Origin of the sequence: Shewanella sp. AC91-MNA-CIBAN-0169 (assembly GCF_040310165.1) — a bacterium.
Lineage (GTDB): Bacteria > Pseudomonadota > Gammaproteobacteria > Enterobacterales > Shewanellaceae > Shewanella.
The window spans coordinates 50,812-72,277 of record NZ_JBEOPM010000024.1 but is presented as its reverse complement, the minus strand read 5'-3'; the positions used below and the strand labels follow the sequence as shown (position 1 = coordinate 72,277).

Annotated in this window: 11 protein-coding genes and 4 tRNA genes; 8 read left to right on the top strand and 7 right to left on the bottom strand. The window is 42.3% G+C overall.

Annotation, left to right across the window (positions count from 1 at the left end):
- From AAEY98_RS17830 to AAEY98_RS17815, 4 genes are all read right to left on the bottom strand, one after another.
- A tRNA-Asn gene (locus AAEY98_RS17830) sits at positions 1–76 on the bottom strand.
- Positions 77–105: 29 nt separating this feature from the next.
- A tRNA-Asn gene (locus tag AAEY98_RS17825) sits at positions 106–181 on the bottom strand.
- Positions 182–204: 23 nt separating this feature from the next.
- Positions 205–280: transfer RNA gene (locus AAEY98_RS17820), tRNA-Asn, on the bottom strand.
- Between the two features lie 33 nt (positions 281–313).
- Positions 314–389 (bottom strand) — tRNA-Asn (locus tag AAEY98_RS17815).
- 1,597 nt (positions 390–1,986) lie between these two features.
- On the opposite strand from AAEY98_RS17815, the gene uvrB reads away from it, so the two are divergent.
- Positions 1,987–4,008, top strand: a complete 2,022-nt coding sequence (gene uvrB / locus AAEY98_RS17810; RefSeq protein WP_192115015.1) for an excinuclease ABC subunit UvrB — start codon at positions 1,987–1,989, stop codon at positions 4,006–4,008.
- A 103-nt stretch (positions 4,009–4,111) separates the two neighbouring features.
- Here the strand turns inward: uvrB and AAEY98_RS17805 are convergent, their stop codons facing one another.
- Together AAEY98_RS17805 and asnS are read right to left on the bottom strand one after the other, a co-directional pair.
- Positions 4,112–5,728 carry a methyl-accepting chemotaxis protein gene (locus tag AAEY98_RS17805; protein WP_101087041.1) on the bottom strand — a complete coding sequence of 539 codons (1,617 nt, stop codon included), beginning with the start codon at positions 5,726–5,728 and terminating at the stop codon, positions 4,112–4,114.
- Positions 5,729–5,969: 241 nt separating this feature from the next.
- Complete coding sequence (gene asnS, locus AAEY98_RS17800) at positions 5,970–7,370, bottom strand: asparagine--tRNA ligase (protein WP_101087044.1); 1,401 nt, start codon at positions 7,368–7,370, stop codon at positions 5,970–5,972.
- Between the two features lie 181 nt (positions 7,371–7,551).
- Between asnS and AAEY98_RS17795 the strand changes: the two genes are divergently transcribed.
- Positions 7,552–7,887, top strand: a complete 336-nt coding sequence (locus tag AAEY98_RS17795; RefSeq protein ID WP_011637624.1) for a hypothetical protein — start codon at positions 7,552–7,554, stop codon at positions 7,885–7,887.
- 81 nt (positions 7,888–7,968) lie between these two features.
- Here the strand turns inward: AAEY98_RS17795 and AAEY98_RS17790 are convergent, their stop codons facing one another.
- Positions 7,969–8,544, bottom strand: a complete 576-nt coding sequence (locus AAEY98_RS17790) for a CoA pyrophosphatase (RefSeq protein ID WP_335692015.1) — start codon at positions 8,542–8,544, stop codon at positions 7,969–7,971.
- 540 nt (positions 8,545–9,084) lie between these two features.
- Here AAEY98_RS17790 and malQ point away from each other — a divergent pair.
- The 6 genes from malQ to AAEY98_RS17760 all read left to right on the top strand — a co-directional run bounded on the left by malQ (position 9,085) and on the right by AAEY98_RS17760 (position 21,398).
- Positions 9,085–11,307 carry a 4-alpha-glucanotransferase gene (gene malQ, locus AAEY98_RS17785; RefSeq protein ID WP_335692014.1) on the top strand — a complete coding sequence of 741 codons (2,223 nt, stop codon included), beginning with the start codon at positions 9,085–9,087 and terminating at the stop codon, positions 11,305–11,307.
- Between the two features lie 37 nt (positions 11,308–11,344).
- Positions 11,345–13,582, top strand: coding sequence for a 1,4-alpha-glucan branching protein GlgB (glgB, locus tag AAEY98_RS17780; protein ID WP_351018547.1), 2,238 nt, complete (start codon positions 11,345–11,347; stop codon positions 13,580–13,582).
- 59 nt (positions 13,583–13,641) lie between these two features.
- Positions 13,642–15,741: a glycogen debranching protein GlgX gene (gene glgX / locus AAEY98_RS17775; RefSeq protein WP_351018544.1), complete on the top strand. Its 2,100-nt coding sequence runs from the start codon at positions 13,642–13,644 to the stop codon at positions 15,739–15,741.
- Positions 15,741–18,299: a glycogen/starch/alpha-glucan phosphorylase gene (locus AAEY98_RS17770; RefSeq protein ID WP_351018541.1), complete on the top strand. Its 2,559-nt coding sequence runs from the start codon at positions 15,741–15,743 to the stop codon at positions 18,297–18,299. The genes glgX and AAEY98_RS17770 overlap by 1 nt, the downstream gene beginning before the upstream one ends.
- A 99-nt stretch (positions 18,300–18,398) precedes the next feature.
- Positions 18,399–19,661, top strand: coding sequence for a glucose-1-phosphate adenylyltransferase (gene glgC / locus AAEY98_RS17765; RefSeq protein ID WP_101087050.1), 1,263 nt, complete (start codon positions 18,399–18,401; stop codon positions 19,659–19,661).
- A gap of 9 nt (positions 19,662–19,670) precedes the next feature.
- Complete coding sequence (locus AAEY98_RS17760) at positions 19,671–21,398, top strand: glycogen synthase (protein ID WP_351018538.1); 1,728 nt, start codon at positions 19,671–19,673, stop codon at positions 21,396–21,398.
- The last annotated feature ends 68 nt before the right edge of the window (positions 21,399–21,466 follow it).

Sequence of the window (21,466 nt, the reverse complement as noted above, 5' to 3'; positions counted from 1 at the left end):
TGGCTCCCCAAACTGGACTCGAACCAGTGACATACGGATTAACAGTCCGCCGTTCTACCAACTGAACTATTGGGGAAGCGTATTATTTCAAATGTGTTATCTCGATGGCTCCCCAAACTGGACTTGAACCAGTGACATACGGATTAACAGTCCGCCGTTCTACCAACTGAACTATTGGGGAATTATTTCGATAACAGTAAACGATGGCTCCCCAAACTGGACTCGAACCAGTGACATACGGATTAACAGTCCGCCGTTCTACCAACTGAACTATTGGGGAATTACGCTTACATCTCAACTCTGCATACTAAATTGGCTCCCCAGACTGGACTCGAACCAGTGACATACGGATTAACAGTCCGCCGTTCTACCAACTGAACTACTGGGGAAGCGTTTTTAGCAATGTATTGCTGAGAACGGAGCGCATAGTAAAACGCTCTGGTAACTGAGTCAACTCGAGTTATAAAAAAAAACGCATTTATGTGACTAATTGGTTACCAAACACACATCGTGAACGACTTTTGGGCATTTGTGTCGATTTTTAAACAATGAAAACAAAATGAATCACTTACTCACAACATTCATTTCCACGATTATAAAGACAATATTTTTGTATACATCATGTTTTTGATGTCTATCGTTGTGTTTTTTCGGCTATCTCGTCGGTGTGGTTTTATGGCGGAACTGAAAACCGTGTTGATATAAGTTCAATTCGGGATACAGAGATTGTATAGATCGGTAAAAACGGATTTATGGCAAGTCAGCAATATCAAACTTACTATTTGTTGCACTCATTAAGCTGATTTTACATGTGAAAAGGGGGCTTATTGCAAGTCAATGTCACTTTAAGCAAACTGATAGTGCAAACTTTGTGATGTGATAATTCTTTATTATCCTAAATTAAGGTTGATCTTATGAGATTGAGTTATGAGATTGAGTTATGTTTTTATCGACAGCTTCTTGAGTCAAAGTATGTTGATGATATTTAACTCAGCAAAGCATCGATACATAGCGCAAACGAGCTTTTAAACCGATAATACATTGTTGTACATTGTTGTACATTGTTGTTTTTAGCCGTTGAGATTACCCAGCTATCACCAGTGGCATTATAACTATATTGTCGACACCTTGATGAGTTCTATAGTGCAGTTATCACTAAATACTCAGACGTGGCTGAAAATAATCAATTTGAGTATGGCTAATATTCACCAGCCATAGCTTCGGCTGAGTCAACCATGTTTAGCGATACGAGGGAGGTGATATTTGTTGAATGTGTACTAGCGTCAGCGTTCACTGATCGCAATGTTGATCGGTGTTCAAGGCGTTGCTAATATATGAGGCGACTACAAATTTAAAACAGCAACTGAACTATTGTCGCTATCTTTCGTATTAATGTGCAAATGTAATTAAATTTCATCACAATTTTCTTACGTTTTTATGAAACTCACTTGCTCGCTACCCCGCAGTAGTATTGGGCTTTTGTGACTTATCCACTAAATCTGTGGATAAACTTGTGGACTTCTACTGTAAATAAGCGGCTAGCCCTTGTTGCGCTTGAGTCGGACTTAAATTGGTACAAATATTTAGCGATAAGTTAAGTTGTTTTTAATCAAGCAGATACAAAAATCAACAACTTTATTTTTTCACTGTTCTGTCAATTGCAAAATTGTAATCTCTTTGAATAGTAGATTGTGTATTAAATTGTGCTTTAAGCTCGATTTTTAGCGCATTTTTGGCCTTAAATACTGATCGAATCGATTTGTTTATAACTTTCATATTACGATCATTATGCTGTCATATTGAAGAACCAAGTGACAGATAATGATCTGCATGAAACACACCAATATTAAATAATATTCTGCAATTTTTCCTTCAATATAGTTACTGCCTCAAGTAAAAACACCAGAGGTTTAGTACTATTATGTATCGCCATTAACCTGTGTTTAGGTATATGATAATTGGTTCAATAGAATAGGAAACCATGTTGTGTCAGAGTCAGTATTTTCCCTAGAGTCCAAATTCGAACCCGCCGGCGATCAACCTACAGCAATAAAAAAATTAGTAGATGGCTTAGAGTCTGGCGTTGCTAGCCAAACGTTATTAGGCGTAACAGGGTCAGGTAAAACCTATACTATCGCGAATGTGATTAAGCAAATGGGCAGGCCAACCATTATTATGGCGCCTAACAAAACACTTGCCGCGCAACTCTATGGCGAAATGAAAGAGTTTTTTCCGCATAATGCGGTTGAATATTTTGTTTCTTATTATGATTACTATCAACCAGAAGCTTATGTACCCGCTTCTAATACCTTTATTGAAAAAGATGCATCGGTGAATGCCCACATCGAGCAAATGCGTTTATCGGCCACTAAAGCGTTATTAGAGCGTAAAGATGTGGTGCTTATTGCTTCAGTGTCAGCCATATATGGTTTAGGCGATCCTGATTCTTATATGAAGATGTTATTGCATTTGCGTCAAGGCGATTTTATGGGCCAACGTGACATCCTCATTCGGCTCAGTGAATTACAATACAAACGCAATGACATTGAGTTACAACGCGGGACATATCGAGTTCGCGGTGAAGTGATAGATATTTTTCCAGCAGAATCTGAACGCGAAGCCATTCGAATAGAATTATTTGACGACGAAATAGAACGCTTAAGTGAGTTTGATCCCTTGACCGGACAGATTAACAAACGAATAGCGCGTGCCACCATTTATCCCAAAACGCATTATGTGACACCAAGAGAGAAAATTTTAGCGGCAACTGAAGATATTAAAGAAGAACTCAGAGAACGTCGTCAATATCTACTCGATAACAATAAATTGATTGAAGCTCAGCGGATCACTGAGCGAGTTCAATACGACATAGAAATGATGGTCGAGCTAGGATATTGCTCCGGGATTGAAAACTACTCTCGATATTTATCAGGCAGATCGCCTGGAGAAGGTCCACCAACATTATTAGATTATTTACCTGCAGATGGTCTACTGATTATTGATGAGTCACATGTGACGGTACCGCAAATTGGCGCTATGTACAAAGGTGATAGAAGCAGGAAAATGAACTTAGTAGAGTATGGATTTCGATTACCATCAGCACTAGATAATCGGCCGTTAATGTTTGAAGAGTTTGAACGATTAATGCCGCAAACCATTTTTGTTTCAGCTACACCTAGTTTATACGAGCTTGAAAAAAGTACCGGCGAGATTGCTGAGCAGGTTGTAAGGCCAACCGGATTACTCGATCCTGTATTGGAAGTTCGGCCTGTGGGCATTCAAGTTGACGATCTTTTGTCTGAGATCCACAAACGCGTGGCGGTTAATGAGCGTGTGCTGGTGACCACATTAACTAAACGGATGTCTGAAGATCTGAGTGAATACCTTGACGAGCATGGGGTTAAAGTTCGTTATTTACATTCGGACATTGATACCGTTGAACGAGTTGAAATTATTCGTGATTTACGCTTGGGACGTTTTGACGTACTGATTGGCATTAACTTATTACGTGAAGGGCTAGATCTGCCTGAAGTGTCATTAGTGTGCATTTTAGATGCAGACAAAGAAGGCTTTTTACGTTCAGAGAGATCACTTATTCAGACCATCGGCCGTGCTGCTCGTAACGTTAACGGTAAAGTTATTCTATATGCGGACCGAATAACAAACTCAATGGCTAAAGCCATGGGGGAAACAGAGCGTCGCCGTGAAAAGCAACACCTACATAACCTTAAACTCGGTATTGTGCCTCGTGGAGTAGTGAAGAGTATTACCGATGTAATGGATGTAGGTGACACTAACTTCAGTAAAGGTACTCGTAAAAATCACTCTAAATTTGCTGAAGTGGCAGAAGAGCGAGCGAAATACACCAGTATTGCCGATTTGAGTCATCAAATTGATAAATTGGAAAAACAAATGCATGAACACGCTAAGAACCTAGAGTTTGAACAAGCTGCTGCCGTGCGTGATGACGTCAAACATTTACGTGACCTGATCATTGTAAACAGTTAATTTACTGAAAAATATAATTTTAGGTGAAAATAGATAGCCAGTTTATCAATGAAAATATGAAAAACTGGCTGAGAATGTTCTCTAGATGACATTGTAGCGTCAGTTAATTGATTTTAAATTGACCAATTTGAGCTCTTAACTGTTGTGATAACTGACCAACTTGGATACTGGCAGTATTTGATTGCTGGGCATTGGTCACTGTCAAACGAGCTTCATCGCTAATATTGACAATATTACGATTAATTTCATCGCTTACTGCAGTTTGTTCTTCTGCTGCGGTCGCTATTTGAGTCGCCATATTGGCTATTGTCGCCACAGACTGAGTAATTTTGGTTAGCGCATCACCAGCTTGCGCCGCTTGCTCCGTACTGTTAATGGCTTGCTCTCGACTCGATGCCATTACTGTCACGGCTCCTTTTACGCCTGATTGTAATTGGCCAATCATTTGCTGAATTTGGTTAGTCGAATCTTGAGTTCGTTTTGCTAGGGTGCGCACTTCATCAGCGACAACAGCAAAACCTCGTCCTTGCTCTCCTGCACGCGCAGCCTCAATCGCAGCATTCAGAGCCAGTAAGTTGGTTTGATCTGCAATGCCTCGAATGACTTCTAAGATAGTGCCAATATTATCGGCATCTTTTTGCAATTGATAGAGTGCATTAGCGGCTTGTTCAACCCCTTTAGCAAGATGATCAATCGAAGTAATCGTTTTCTTGACAATGTTGTCACCATGCAGTGCTTGTGCATCAGATTCTTGAGCTGCTTGAGCGGCTAACTCTGCATTATTGGCAACTTCAATGACGGTGGCTTGCATTTGATTCATAGCGGTAGCGACTTGTTCAGTTTCACTTTGTAGTCGTTGCATCCCACTCAACGTTTCGTTACTAGCCGAAGTTAATTGGTCGCTTGCTGTACCTAATTGTTGGGTATTATGATTAAAGTCAGTAATTAATTCGCCAATATTACCAACAAACGCATTAAAACTGGCGGCAACTTTGGCAATTTCATCATCACTGCTATCATCTAACCTTGCGGTTAAATCTTTGGCGCCAGAGGCCACATTGCGCATTGAATCATCAAGTTTTTTAAGTGGTGTTAAAATACGTTGGTATAGCACTATCATAATGATCACAATAAACAATCCTATGCCAATGCTTCCCCATAATTGCACTCTAGCAGCGGTAGTGGTTGCCCTGAGAGTTTCATTAACGGTGAGTATAAATTGCTGATCGAGTTTTTGAGCCAATAGATCTAAGTTATCAGCTAAATCGCCAGCCGCATCATCAAAACCACCAGCGCTTTTCATTAATAAATTGCCGGCATCAGTTCCTTGAGTCAAATAGGCATCAGCCATTTTTATGCCTGAATCATGTAATGAATTAACTTGGCGTTTAATGTTTTGTGCCTGAACGGTAAATTCAGGAGCATATTGAATCAATTTTTCAATATGTTCTAGGGCGCTTTGCTTACTTTCGAGTGCTTCTGACTTTGCTTCATCACTTTTTGTTGCACCGACATCTGTTAGAAATTGCTGTATTTGCACGACAAAATAACGAGTATCTTTTAAGGCAAATATGGCATTAACTTGTTGTTCTTCATGTTTAACATTTACATGTATACGTGATTGCTGAACACTCATAACCCAAGCTAATAGTGTCAACGCAGTTAACGTTAGCATAATGGTAATTTGGAGCATTCTCTTAATTGAGAACTTTATATTCATAGAAATACCTTTGACTTAATAAGTGCTACAGCTTGCAATATGTATAGAATAACGTGTCATATAATATGTGTCATTTTCATTGCATTGTTATCAGATCTCTCTCTAATAAATCTATGGATTTAGTCAGTTTGAACACTATAAATTAAAATACTGATACTGAAATATCCTAAAAACCATATGGTAAAGCTAATAAAAAACGCGCCAAATGGCGCGTTTATGTCATTTCATATTATCGAGATAATTAGAAACTGGCTGAACGTGGGGCGCGTGGGAATGGGATAACATCACGAATGTTGTTAACGCCAGTAACATACGACACTAAACGCTCGAAACCTAAACCAAAACCTGAATGAGGTACGGTGCCATAACGACGTAGGTCACGATACCACCAGTAATCTTCTTGGCTTAAATCCATTTCAGCTAAACGCATATCAAGCACGTCTAAACGCTCTTCACGCTGTGCACCACCGATAATCTCACCAATACCTGGTGCCAATACGTCCATTGCTGCGACAGTCTTGCCATCATCGTTTAAGCGCATATAGAAAGCTTTAATGTCTTTCGGGTAGTTCTTAACGACAACAGGCGCTTTAAAATGCTCTTCAGCTAAGTAGCGTTCGTGCTCAGATTGTAAATCAATACCCCATTCAACTGCGAATTCAAACTTCTTACCACAGTTTTTAAGGATTTCAACCGCATCAGTGTAATCCACTTGAGCAAAATCACTGCTAACGAATGCTTGTAAACGTTCGATAACGGTTTTATCAACACGTTCGTTAAAGAAGTTTAAATCATCCATGCGTTCTTCAAGCACTGCGCTAAACGCGAATTTAAGCATTCTTTCCGCTAACTCAGCCGCATCATCTAACGTTGCGAATGCCACTTCAGGCTCAACCATCCAGAATTCTGCAAGGTGGCGAGTGGTGTTTGAGTTTTCAGCACGGAACGTTGGGCCGAAAGTATATACTTTCGATAACGCACAAGCATAAGTTTCAGCGTTTAACTGACCCGACACGGTTAAAAATGATTCTTTACCGAAAAAATCTTTATCGTAATCGACTTTACCGTCTGCTGTGCGAGGTAGATTTTCCATGTCTAAGGTCGACACGCGGAACATTTCGCCCGCACCTTCACAATCAGAAGCGGTAATTAACGGGGTAGATACCCAGATAAATCCTTCTTGGTGATAGAAGCGGTGAATCGCTTGCGATAAACAGTTACGTACACGGGCTACTGCACCAATAATGTTAGTACGTGGGCGTAGATGGGCAAGTTCACGTAAATGCTCAATAGAGTGGCGTTTGGCCGACATTGGGTAAGTATCTGGATCGTCTACAAAACCCGTAACCACTATTTCAGTGACTTGTAATTCAAATGCTTGACCAGCGCCAGGAGAGGCAACTACTTCACCCGTCATTACGACAGAGCAGCCAGCAGTCAATTTCAATACATCGTCATTGTAATTGGCTAGGCTATTAGGCAAGACACCTTGAATAGGGTCGAAACATGAACCGTCATACACGGCCAAGAAAGAGATACCCGCTTTTGAATCACGACGAGTTCTTACCCAGCCACGGACAGTGACTTGCGAACCAACGGCGTGTTCACCTTTAAATACAGAAGCGACAGATGCAATGCTCATTGTTGCTTTATTCTCCAACGTATAGAATATAAATATAAAATTGGGGTTTATCTTACCTTGCTGGTGGCTTTTCTCAAGCTGAAAACGCTATTCTAGGGTGATTAATGTGATACTTTTGAGTATGTCGGTTAAATATATGGCTAATTAGCCTTTATATTCTCTCGTAAACCAAGGAAAGGCCATGTCTCGTTTAGGAATTATACAGGTTGTATTGACCGTTTTGTCATTATTAGGCTGGAGCTTAGCCATTTATGCATTGATTATTTTTGGCGAAGCCAGACCTGATCGTGCGGTAGGTTATTTTTTGAGTAAAGGGGCATCGGTACGATTAAACTGGGACCCTGAGTTAACCATTAAATTAGAATACTTAATATGGTGGTGTGCTGGGGTCAGCTTTTTGAATCTGCTGGTAAACTTTTATGCAAAAGCCACCACTCGAATTGGTTTTTGGGTCAATATTCCATTGTTGTTTTTGGTATCACTCGCAGCAGGTTTGTATATTCGTTACGTGGTGTAAAATAACGCTGATGATGCTTGGAACAATAGTTCTAAGCTAATCAACCATCAATTGGCTTTTTACGTCATGCGCCTACAGTGATTAGTTATCTGCTATATGGTGGCACAGTAAATCTATGATGGCTGCCGTTACCCCCCAAATAAATTTGTCTTCAAATGGCATAAAATGCACTTGATAATGTGCGCCGTGGCGATAATGAAACATTTTATGACGGTTACTGCGCTCAATAAAAAAATTCAATGGTACTGAGAAACAATCATCCACTTCACCGGGGTCGAGTACCAGTTCAAATGGCTGCTTTACTATTGCCACGACAGGGGTGATCTCGAAACCGGTAAAGGTTTTATGAGCTGGAAACACACCTAAAATATCAACATTATCTGCCAATAAGCCAATTTCTTCGTGAGCTTCGCGCAGCGCGGTGTGGATGGCATTAATATCATTTGGCTCAACTTTGCCGCCAGGAAAGCTAATTTGCCCAGGATGGTGACGTAAATGCATCGGACGTCGGGTTAAAATAATATGTAATTGTTGCTCTATTTCGATCACAGGGATTAATACCGCGGCTTCGCGGCCAAGGTACGACGGGGGCGCAGAAGCAATTGTCGAACGCAAACAATGTAAGTTGTAGCGCAAAGTGAATTCGTGTTTATTCATTTATTACGTGTGTATCCTGTTAATGACAAGGGATGTTGTGATCTGGAATCAACCCTGCGTGGTACTTTGGAACGAAGAGATTATCACCCCACCGCTGACAATAGCGATACAGCTAGCATAACAGAAGTATTAATTGGCTATTCTATTTCAGTAACAAGCATCACTGTTAACCGTGGCGTTATAAGGCTTAAACATCTACATAGGGTAATTGAGTCAGAGCAGTTTTAAGACTTAAGCTATTGGCAATACAAAATCATAATAGCAATGATATCAACTGCCTCTTTTTAAGGCGCTTCCACTTGAAATCCATAGATAATATGCACTGATTTGATTGTTGTGCACTATTTTTGTGCAAAAAACAAACTTAAAACAAGCGTATTAAACGAGCAATACAATCTTAACCTTTCTTTAGTAACTATATGATTTTTAATGAATAGCCATTGTCATCTTACTGCAATTAATCTGTCGTCAATTTGTTATGATGAACTGGCATGGTAACTGCTGGAATTAATGCAGTTAATTATCGCGAGGAAGACAAATATGGGACTAGAGAAGTTGCTATATTTGCAAGGCGTTGGGGCAGAGTTTATCGATTGTTTCGGTAATCTTGTTCACATACCTGCTAAGGACAGGCAGGGAATTTTAACCACAATGTTGTTGCAATCGTCGTTTGATCAACATGAGCACCTTCATGGTATGAATAAGCCTGGCCAGCAACTATTCGATGTACAGGCTTTTACTCAGCAGCATTTATCACCACCAAAGATAGACGCCAGAATAGAGCAACTCGATGTACAGCCTTGGTTGGTACCGCTACATGGTTTTCAGTGGTGTACTATTGATAAGCCTCATGTTGATGTCTATCTGCCAGAGCATTATTCATCTGAGTTTGTGGTGACCATCAGCGGTGAAAATATTGACACAATTTCGGTGAATGCCGATGTGAGTGATTGTGTTATTGCTGGCGAATATCATATTAATGATCAACGTTATTGCCAATATCGTTTAATGCTTGATAAAGCTAAATTACATTTAGGTTATCACCAACTCGATTTAGCGTTTATTAACGATCCTCAGCATAAAGATACCTTACATGGACAGTTGATGGTTGCACCGTCTACGGCTTATCAAGGTCGCTTAGTGCAACCACTTAACAGCAGTAAGCAATCTTGGGGGCTTAATGCGCAACTGTATGCATTGCGTAATGATGCGCAATGGGGCATTGGTGATTTTGGCAATTTAGCTGAGCTTATTGAGTATGCTGCCCATGCTGGTGCTGATTTTATTCTTCTCAATCCATTACATGCAGTAGACATAAGCCAGCCAGATAACCCCAGTCCATACAGTCCAACAGACCGCCGTCGGTTAAACCCCTTGTACATACAAATTGAAGCCGTTCATGAATATAAAGCCCTTAATGGGGAGTTATCATCACAAAAATGGCAGCAAAAAAGGTTAGTACTAAATCAAGCACATCTTATTAATTACGATGAGGTGCACAGTCTTAAATACGCAGCATTCGAGAAAATGTATCAAATATTTTGTTCTCACCACATCAAGCTAGAAACCCCAAGATACAAGGCCTATAAAGAGTTTGTTGTACAAGATGAAGCTGCGTTGATGCAGTTTGTTACCGTCGAAGTGGAATTAGCATCTAAATACTTCACTCAAGATGTTGGCTTTTATATGTATTTGCAATTTGTCGCCGATGAACAATTACAAGCTTGTCAGTTGAATGCAAAACAATGCGGTATGAGTATTGGGCTTATTCGTGATTTGGCCGTAGGTGCGGTGAGTCATGGCGCTGAAATTAGTGCCAATGCAGATTTGTTTTGTGATAACGCCAGTATCGGCGCACCACCAGATCCTTTTGCTGAGCAAGGCCAAAATTGGGGCTTAACCCCATTCGACCCCGTGAAATTAAAGCAGCATAATTTTAGCCATTTCATCCAATTGGTTCGCAGTAATATGCAAAGCTGCGGCGCGCTGAGAATTGATCATGTTATGGGATTACTACGTTTGTGGTGGTGGCCTCTGCATGAAGAACTTGGTAAAGGTTGCTATGTATATTATCCGCTGGACACCTTGCTCGCCATTGTTTGTTTAGAAAGCCAGCGTGCTCGTTGCATCGTGATTGGCGAAGATTTAGGCATAGTACCACCAGAGATTGTGTCGTGTTTACACCAAGCGGGCATTTTATCAAATGAATTATTTTATTTCTGTAAAGACCATAATGGGTTTAAACCACCACAAGACTATAAACGTCAAAGCCTGATGATGTTGGCTAATCACGATGTACCGACACTTTCTGCGTGGTGGTTTGCTGCGGATTTACGCCTACGACGTCAACTTGAATTGATTGAAACCGATGACAAGTTACATCAGGTCATGGACCAGCGTCAGCAAGAAAAACAGCAATTGATTGACTTGCTTATCCGCGAACAAGCATTTGAGCTACCAACCCCCATGACATTAGCCGAACAATTAGATTTTGATAGTGTGTTGTTGGCTTGGATCCGCGTTGCTGCTAAGGGCAATGCACAACTATTTAGTGTGCAATTAAGTGATTTAGTCGCTGATAAACACGGGGTAAATATTCCCGGTACTTGGAAAGAGTTCCCTAATTGGCAACGCCGATTACCCCTGTCTATCAAACAAATGTCCCAAAGCCCTAAAGTGCAGCAACGTCTTGAAGCGATAGCATCGGCGCGAAAGTCCCGAACTCACGCCAGTGCAGTTAACACAAGTGCAGTAAACACATAGTCATCCGATAAACTTGCTCATTAATGGATCATTAAATATGACAGTAGCGACCCCGTATTTTCAACAAGGTAGTGAAATGGCCTTATTAAATGGTGAGTACACCGATGTGTTTTCACTGCTTGGTATGCACAGTGTTAATGATGATAAAGCGCTGGTTGTTCGTTGCTTAATACCTGGTGCGCTCAGTGTTGATGTGTTGAATGCTAAAGATCGACGTAAAGTGGCGACGCTTGAGCAAGTGAATGAACAAGGTTTATTTGCCGGTAAAATGGGCCGCAGAGTTAACCATTTTGCTTATCTATTACGGGTGCAATATCCGTTGTGTGAGCAGCTTATCACCGACCCATATCAATTTGACAGTCTACTCGATCCTGACGATGTGTATTTATTTGGCGAAGGAAGCCAGCTGCAAACATACCATTTTCAAGGCGCTAATTGGCGTAAACATCACGATGTAAAAGGGGTTCATTTTTGTGTTTGGGCGCCAAATGCTAAGCAAGTTGCGGTGATTGGTGATTTTAATTTATGGGACAATAAGCGCCATGTGTTGCGTCATCATCCAGCCAGTGGGCTGTGGGATATTTTCATTGCCGAGGTTGAACCCGATCAGCACTATAAATATGCCATTAGCGATATGCATGGCAATCAAGTTATTAAGTCCGATCCTTATGCGGTCGCCATGCAACCGTCACCTAATAATGCGTCGAAAATACCTCGAGTAGAAGGCTATGACTGGCAAGATAGTCAATGGTTAACAGAACGGGCAAGTCATCAGCCACATGTACAACCTATGTCTATTTATGAGGTGCAATTAGCCTCATGGCGCCGCAACGGGGATGACGGCCAAGATTATACCGATTACTCGCAGTTGATAGCCGAGTTGGTGCCTTATATCAAAGAAATGGGCTTTACCCATTTACAGCTAATGCCAATCAGTGAATATCCGTTCGATGGCTCTTGGGGTTATCAACCCGTGGGATTATTTGCGCCGACGTATCGCTTTGGTGATGCCAATGGCCTTAAAGCTTTTATCGATGCATGCCACCAGCAAGGTATTGCGGTGTTACTCGATTGGGTGCCAGCTCATTTTCCTCGCGATCCTCACGGTTTGGTACGGTTTGACGGCAGTTGCTTATATGAACATGACGATCCCCGTAAAGGCGAACATCCGGATTGGGATACATTAATTTATAACTATGGCCGCGCGGAAGTGCGCAGTTTTTTATACAGTAATGCGCATTACTGGCTAGATGAATTTCATTTTGATGGCTTACGCCTTGATGCTGTGTCGTCAATGCTCTATCTCGATTATAGCCGTACAGCGGATCAATGGATCCCCAATGAGTTTGGCGGTCGTGAAAACCTTGAGGCAATCAGCTTTCTGCAAGAATTAAACGCACGTATGTATCAGTGTTTTCCTGGTATTAACATGATTGCTGAAGAGTCCACCGCATGGCCTGGTGTGACACAAGCCACCAGTAATAATGGCTTAGGATTCGGCTTTAAGTGGAATATGGGCTGGATGAACGACACACTGCGTTATATCAGTTGCGATCCCCTTTTTAGGCGTTATCACCATGGAGAGCTCACTTTTAGCTTAGTTTATGCTTTTACCGAACAATTTATTTTGTCACTCAGTCATGATGAAGTGGTTCACGGTAAGGGCTCGTTACTGCATAAAATTCCTGGTGATGACTGGCAGAAGTTCGCCACATTACGCGCTTATTATGGCTTTATGTGGACCCATCCGGGCAAAAAACTGTTGTTTATGGGTAACGAGTTTGCCCAGCGCAACGAATGGAACCATAACCAGAGCCTCGACTGGCATTTATTAACCTATGCACCACATCAAGGTGTGCAAGATTGGGTGCGCGATCTCAATCAATGCTATCAACAATATCCTGCCTTATATCAACGAGATCATCATAGCGACGGTTTCCAATGGCTCGACTGCAACAATGCTGAAAATAACATTTTAGTATTTTGTCGTTTTGGCATGGATAAGCAACAACATGTCGTGATTGTGGTCAACATGTCTCCACAGGTTTATCACGATTTCAGAGTGGGTGTACCTGCGGAGCAATGCTACAGCGAAATGCTCAACAGCGACCATCGCCACTATGGCGGCAGTCACGTCGTCAATGATAATCCCTGTGAAGTTCAAGCGACGCCATGGCAGGGCATGTCACACAGTATTGTCATTACTGTCCCTCCGTTAGGTTGCAGCATTTGGGCTCCAGAACTGGACGAACGAACTGACGAACCAGAAAGCTAGATGAGTCGACGGAATAAGTGGGTACAGACACTATGGTTTCAACTTTACAGGGGCATGTTATGGATATGACCAGCGGTTATCCTTATCCACTAGGGGCGACACTCGATGATAACGGGGTGAATTTTTCGTTGTTTTCGGCGCATGCCACTCAAGTCGTATTGTGTATCTTTGATGCCACTGGAGACGTTGAGGTCGCGCAATACATCATGAGCGATCAAACTCGACAAATTTGGCACTGTCATCTTGCTGATGCACAAGCAGGGCTATTGTATGGTTATCGTGTCTTTGGCCCATATCAACCTCAATTAGGTCATCGCTTTAATCATCATAAATTGTTACTCGATCCCTATGCAAAAAAGCTGGTGGGCGAGGTGATATATCATCCTGCGCTTTATGGTTATGACATTGAAGCCAGGGACGAAGATTTGTCATTTGATACCCAAGATAGTGCGCCATATGTGCCTAAAGCACAGGTTATTGATTGCGGCTTTGTCAATGATATTCCAATTGAGCCGCTTAATATTAGCCTTGCGCGCAGCATTATATTTGAAACCCATATAAAAGGGTTTACCCAACAGCATCCCAAGGTCAGCAGCGAGCAACAAGGCACCTTTGCAGGTTTAGCGAGCCAACCTATCATCGATTATTTACAAAACTTAGGCATAACCTGTATAGAGCTATTACCCGTGCATGGTTTTTTTGATGAGCCATTTTTAATTGAAAAGGGCCTCAATAACTATTGGGGATATAACAGTATTGCTTTTATGGCGCCGCACAGCGCTTATTTGTCTGCATCGGATGACATTGCTGAATTTAGGCAGATGGTTTCTACACTTCATCGAGCAGGCATTGAAGTCATTTTGGATGTGGTATTTAACCATACTGCAGAAGGTAACCATTTAGGGCCAACGTATGGTTTCCGCGGGATCGACAATGCCAGTTACTACCGTTTATTACCCAATGATAAGCGTTTTAACATTAACGATACCGGTTGTGGTAACACCTTTAATCTTAATCATCCCCAAGTACTGATGCTGGTAATGGATTCGCTGCGCTATTGGGTTGAAGTGATGGGCGTGGATGGATTTAGATTTGATTTAGCCAGTTGCCTTGGACGAGAAGCCTATGGCTTTGACCCAGGAAGTGGATTTTTTGACGCCATCACTCAAGATCCTGTGCTGTGTAAAGTGAAATTGATTGCTGAGCCATGGGACATTGGACCTGGTGGTTATCAGTTAGGCAATTACCCCGTGGCATTCAGTGAATGGAATGACCGTTACCGTGATGCTATGCGCAAATTCTGGCGCGGTGACAGTGGTTTGTTACCTGAATTTGCTAAACGATTTCATGGTTCGAGTGACTTTTTTGAACATAACGGTCGCGGGCCAGCAGCCAGTATCAATTTTATCACCAGTCATGATGGTTTCAGTTTGCATGATGTAGTCAGTTATGACGATCGTCATAACTTGGCCAACGGTGAAGACAACCGCGATGGACATCAAGAAAACTGTAGCAGTAATTATGGCATAGAAGGCGAGTGCGACGATGTCGCCATCAATGCCATTCGCAACCGACAAAAGCGCAATTTATTAACGTGCTTGTTGCTATCTCAGGGGGTGCCGATGCTATTGGCTGGCGATGAATCTAGCCAAACTCAACAAGGTAATAACAATGCCTACTGCCAAGACAATCCGATTGGTTGGTTCGACTGGCAGCAAATAGATTGGTCGTTGGTGAATTTTACCGCTCAGTTGATCACCTTACGTAAACGCTTTCCGATGTTGTGTCATCAAGCATTTATTCATAAACCAGAAGCATTATTCGATAACGGTTTAGCGTGGTTTAACCGCCAAGGTGAAGCGATGACGAAATCACATTGGTGTGAACATCATACCCGCACCTTAAGCGTTATTTTAACCGGTAATTTAGGTGATGCCGATGTTGGCGCCGTTGCTGAAAGTACTGAAGCCTTATTGTTGATGATCAATGTCGATGAGTCCCCACATACCTTTACATTACCGCAATTGCCTCACTTTCGTTATTGGCATTGTTTATTGCATACCCAAGAAAGTGAGCCAGTGGTGGATGCCAGTCAGCAAGTCAATTTAATCAGCCGTAGTTTAATGTTATTTCATACCGAGTTTACAAGGAGCAATTGATGACCACAGCGAAAACTAACGCCAGTGCGACTAAACCGACTGCCCGTGCCAGTCGAGCTAAAACTAACAGTAAGACCAGTAGTAAAACCAAAGTCGCAACACAAACCGCAGCAGATAATCAGCTCAGTTCCCATGCAGAGCCTTGTGAACCTTGCGACAGTTTAGCAGCCTCGTTAGCCAGACATATTCGTTATGGTTTATGTCGCGATGAACATGAGAAACATGAATTGTTTAATGCCGTGGCGCAAAGTGTTAAAGAGCAAATGCTGGATAACTGGCGTCAAACACGGATAAAAGATAATCAATACCAACAAAAACAAGTGGCTTACTTGTCGTTAGAGTTTTTGATGGGCCGAGCATTAGGTAATGCATTACTGAGTTTAGACATTACCGCCGATGCGCAACAAGTCATGACTGAATACGCGACTAGTTTAGAAGAGCTTGAGCAAGTTGAGCAAGATGCGGGCTTAGGCAATGGCGGGCTTGGACGACTTGCGGCGTGCTTCCTCGACAGTTGTGCCAGTTTAGATTTGTCGGTTACTGGTTACGGTATTCGTTATCAATATGGCATGTTTGTGCAAAAAATTGTCGATGGTTACCAAGTTGAGCGTCCGGACCGTTGGTTACGACACGGTAATCCATGGGAAGTCCGTATTGCCAATCGTATTGTGACCGTTCCCTTTTTTGGCCATACCGAAACCTATGTCGATAAACAAGGGCATCGACACCATGTGTGGGCGGAAACTCAAAATGTACTGGCCGTGCCTTATGACGTGCCGATCCCAGGATTTAAAAATGGCCGAATTAATACGCTGCGCTTGTGGAAGGCAGAAGCCAATGACGAGTTTGATTTAGCAGAGTTTAACGAAGGTGATTATGCTGAAGCCGTCGCGACGAAAAACCTAGCCGAACAAATCACCATGGTGTTGTACCCCAATGATTCGAGTGTTAACGGCAAAGAATTGCGGTTAAGACAACAGTACTTTTTGTCGTCTGCCAGCTTACAAGACTTGCTGGCCCGTTACGTTGGTCAATTTGGTGAAGACTTTAGCCAGTTTAGTACTCATAACGTGTTGCAACTTAATGATACTCACCCGAGCATTGCAGTACCTGAGTTAATGCGGTTGTTACTTGATCAATATGGCTTGAGTTGGGATACCGCTTGGGCGATCACCAGTGAATCTATGGCGTATACCAATCATACTTTATTGCCAGAAGCACTAGAGCGTTGGTCTGTGCCGATGATGAAAAATATGTTGCCGCGAATTGTCGAAATTATTTTCGAAATCAATGCACGTTATCTTGAACAAGTGGCTCATCATTGGCCCGCAGATATTCAAAAATTGGCCAACATGTCGATTATTGAAGAAGGCCCAGAGCAGCAAATACGGATGGCATATTTAGCGATTGTTGCCAGTTTCTCGGTTAATGGTGTGGCGGGGTTACATACTCAGTTGCTTAAAGAAGGGTTATTCAATGACTTCTATCAACTGTGGCCCCACAAATTTAATAACAAAACCAACGGTGTCACCCCTAGGCGTTGGCTCGCGTATTGTAATCCTAAGTTATCTGAGTTGATTTGCCGACGCTTAGGCGATGAGTGGATTAACGATTTATCACGCCTTACCGCGTTAAATGCTTTTACCAGTGACAAAGCATTTGTTAAGGAATGGGCGCAAATAAAACTCGAGAATAAACAAGTGTTAACCACTTTTGTACATCAGCAATGTGGGGTTGAATTTGACCCTCTGATGATGTTCGATGTGCAAGTAAAACGTATCCATGAATACAAGCGCCAATTATTGAATATTTTGCATGTTATTCATTTATATCGTCGAATTTTAAATGGCGATACTCAAGATATGGTCCCCCGTTGCGTATTAATTGGTGGCAAAGCTGCGCCAGGGTATGCCATGGCAAAACAAATCATTAAGTTAGCAAGCAATGTCGCCCATATGGTCAATTCTGATCCACTGGTGACGCCGTATTTACGTATGGCTTTTCTGCCTAACTATAACGTTAGTGCGATGGAAAAAATTTGTCCGGGTACCGACTTATCTGAGCAAATATCAACAGCAGGTAAAGAAGCTTCAGGTACAGGCAACATGAAATTCATGATGAATGGGGCTTTGACTATCGGCACATTAGATGGTGCCAATATTGAAATGCTTGAAGAAGTGGGTGATGAGAACTTTTTCTTATTTGGCTTAGATGCTAATCAAGTAAGCCAAGCCCGAATGAATTATCAACCTCAGCACATCGTTGAACATTCTAAAGCCCTTCATGGGGTGATGGACATGCTCAAAAGCGCTCATTTCAATTTGGTCGAACCGGGTATTTTCGACAACATTATTGCCTCGATTGTCGACCCTAACGACCAATGGATGACCGCTGCCGATTTTGACAGTTATTGCTTGGCACAAGAACAGGTGGCAAAAACCTATCTTGATCAAGATAGTTGGCAAAAAATGAGTATTAGAAACACCGCCGCAAGCGGGCGTTTTTCAAGCGACAACACTATAGCGGGTTACCGCGACGAAATCTGGATGAAAAAGTAATACAGGGATGGCGGTGTTATGCCGCTTAGTTAACAAGTAAGTCGTAGATCAATGCTTATTTATTGATGGCTATCTTTGATAGTCAAATGGAGTCTGCTTATGAGTAATGTTCGTTATATTAGTAATTTAACTCGTGATACCTATGCGCTTATTTTGGCGGGTGGTCGTGGTTCTCGGTTGTACGAATTAACCGACTGGCGCGCTAAACCGGCGTTATATTTTGGTGGTAAATTCAGGATTATTGATTTCCCATTATCGAATTGTATTAACTCTGGAATTCGTCGCGTGGGAGTGGTGACACAATATAAATCACACTCACTTATTCGGCATGTTACTCGTGGTTGGGGCCACTTTAAGAAGGAATTGGGTGAATCGGTTGAGATATTACCGGCGTCGCAACAAACATCAGGTAATTGGTATCAAGGTACCGCAGACGCCGTGTTTCAAAATATCGATATTATTCGCCATGAAATACCTAAATACGTGATGATTCTATCTGGCGATCATGTGTACCGCATGGATTATGCCGGCTTGTTAGCCGCCCATGCAGAATCTGGTGCCGACATGACCGTGTGTTGTTTAGAAACGCCGATAGCCGAAGCTGCGGGGGCATTTGGGGTAATGGAAGTCGATAGCACTAATCGGGTGATTGGCTTTGAAGAAAAACCGGCTGAGCCTAAACCGACACCAAACGATCCGGAAATGTGTTTAGCCTCGATGGGCAATTATGTGTTTAATACCAAGTTTTTGTTCGATCAATTGAAAAAAGATTCGAACAACGAAAACTCAGATCGTGACTTTGGTAAAGACATCATTCCGGCAATCATAGAAAAGCATAATGTGTTCGCGTTTCCTTTTACTAGTGCAGTTCCAGACGAACCTGCTTATTGGCGCGATGTGGGTACCTTAGATTCATTTTTTCAAGCCAATATGGAGCTATTATCACCTACGCCGGCATTGAATTTGTATGATGCCAAATGGCCTATTTGGACCTATCAAGAACAATTACCTCCGGCTAAATTTGTGTTCGATGATGAAGATAGACGCGGTATGGCGGTTGATTCTATTGTGTCCGGTGGTTGTATTATCTCCGGCGCAAAAGTTAAACGTAGCGTGTTGTTTGATGAAGTGCGGGTATGTTCTTATTCGTCGGTAAAAGACTCGGTATTATTACCCGATGTGGTGGTATTAAAGAACTGTAAAATCCAAAATGCCATTTTAGATCGGGGTTGTATCATCCCAGAAGGCATGGTGATTGGTTATAATCAAGATCACGACAGGGCAAGAGGTTTTAGGGTATCCGAAAAAGGTATTACCTTAGTAACTCGTAAAATGTTGGGTTTACCTGTTGGTTACGAATAAGGACCGTAAATGACTCTTGTGAGTGTAAAGCGAGTACTGCTGGTGGCAGCAGAAAACGATGCACTGCACGGCGCTAAAGTAGGTGGCATGGCGGATGTTATCCGCGACTTGCCACCCGCATTAGGCCAATGCAGCGTGATAGCCGATGTCGCTATGCCTAATTATGGTTTTTTATCTCAACAATATTGTGCCGCACATATGGCTGATGTTGAAGTTGATTTTGCGGGTGAGCGTCATGTGGTATCTGTGTATCGGATGCCTAGGCCGCAAAACAAAGACGAAATGGTCGATATTGGTGAGCAAGATAATACTGGCGCCCAAATTTATCTATTCGATCATCCGCTGTTTAACCATCAAGGTCAGGTTTACTGTAATGGTTCAGCCGACAGACCGTTTGCCGAAGATGCGACCAAGTTTGCTTTGTTTTCATTGAGTGTTGCCACATGCCTTGTCAACAGGCTATTACCTTGTTTCGATGTGTTGCATCTGCATGACTGGCACACCGCAATGGTGGCGATGCTTCGCGGCTGCGTGGCGGAGTTCTCGGCATTGCAGGCGATGCCTTGTGTGTTCACTATCCATAATTTGGCTTTGCAGGGGATCCGCCCCTTCAGCGGTGATGATTCATCGTTTGCCCATTGGTTTCCACAGTACATGGATAAATTGAATACAGTTGCAGATGTAAGTTTATTTGATCCACGTTACAACAATTGCATTAATCCAATGCGAATGGGCATAGTACTGAGTGATAAAGTGCACTTGGTGTCGCCCAGTTATGCCCGCGAAGTGTTAATGCCATCGGATTATCATAAAGGCTTTTTTGGCGGTGAAGGATTAGAGCTAGATTTAGCCACTAAAGCGCTGCAAGGTAATGTCGTTGGGATCATTAATGGTTGCGTTTATGATGATAAGCCCCTAAATGATGTTGATCATCAAACAGGATATGCAGGGTTATTGCACCAAGCAGAAAACGCGATTATCAAATGGCAAGCAAAGGCCAATAATGTCAGTGTATTAGACACCATTGCGCTCACGCGAATGAGTCAGTATAAGCATGCTGTATTGGCGGAGCATCTGCGATCGTTAGAGGTAAATAGCCAAACGTTTGATGATGACAAGCAACGGTTTTTACTGACATCAGTAGGTCGGTTAACTGAGCAAAAAGTGTTGATTTTGTTGCAACCGTATAGTGCAACGCAAATAGATAAAAGCCTTTCCTCAGCAAAAACAGTACTAGAAGCGGTACTTGAATCATTAAAGCGACAACAACCCAACGGGGTGTTTATGTTGCTTGGTAGTGGTGATCTGCATATTGCTAAGGTTCTGCAAGCTACAGCTGCGCGTTATGATAACTTTTTATTTTTACACGGTTATGATGAAGCATTGTCTGAGCAACTTTATCAATCGGGCAGTTTATTTTTAATGCCAAGCTCATTTGAGCCATGCGGAATAAGTCAAATGCTGGCAATGCGGGCAGGGCAACCTTGTTTGGTTCATGGCGTGGGTGGACTGAACGACACGATTACAGATAATGTCAGCGGCTGGGTGTTTAATGGTGAAACGCTAGCTGCACAAGGACAAGCCCTGGTTGAACGTGTTAATCAAGTTCTTGCGTTATATGGCAGCGATACTTGGCAACAGGTGAAGCATAATGCCGCCAAACAGCGATTTAGCTGGGACGATGTCGCGAAGCAATATCTAACAAAGCTCTATGTAGCGAATGATAATGATCAGTAAACAACGTCAGTAAATACAGTCAGTAAGCATTAGTCCGTTAGCAAGACAACTTAAACTAATGTTATTAG

Coding starts and splice junctions, on each gene's coding strand:
- AAEY98_RS17805 (WP_101087041.1), bottom strand. CDS start 5,728: ATGAATATAAAGTTCTCAATTAAGAGAATGCTCCAAATTACCATTATG.
- asnS (WP_101087044.1), bottom strand. CDS start 7,370: ATGAGCATTGCATCTGTCGCTTCTGTATTTAAAGGTGAACACGCCGTT.
- AAEY98_RS17795 (WP_011637624.1), top strand. CDS start 7,552: ATGTCTCGTTTAGGAATTATACAGGTTGTATTGACCGTTTTGTCATTA.
- AAEY98_RS17790 (WP_335692015.1), bottom strand. CDS start 8,544: ATGAATAAACACGAATTCACTTTGCGCTACAACTTACATTGTTTGCGT.
- malQ (WP_335692014.1), top strand. CDS start 9,085: ATGGGACTAGAGAAGTTGCTATATTTGCAAGGCGTTGGGGCAGAGTTT.
- glgB (WP_351018547.1), top strand. CDS start 11,345: ATGACAGTAGCGACCCCGTATTTTCAACAAGGTAGTGAAATGGCCTTA.
- glgX (WP_351018544.1), top strand. CDS start 13,642: ATGGATATGACCAGCGGTTATCCTTATCCACTAGGGGCGACACTCGAT.
- AAEY98_RS17770 (WP_351018541.1), top strand. CDS start 15,741: ATGACCACAGCGAAAACTAACGCCAGTGCGACTAAACCGACTGCCCGT.
- glgC (WP_101087050.1), top strand. CDS start 18,399: ATGAGTAATGTTCGTTATATTAGTAATTTAACTCGTGATACCTATGCG.
- AAEY98_RS17760 (WP_351018538.1), top strand. CDS start 19,671: ATGACTCTTGTGAGTGTAAAGCGAGTACTGCTGGTGGCAGCAGAAAAC.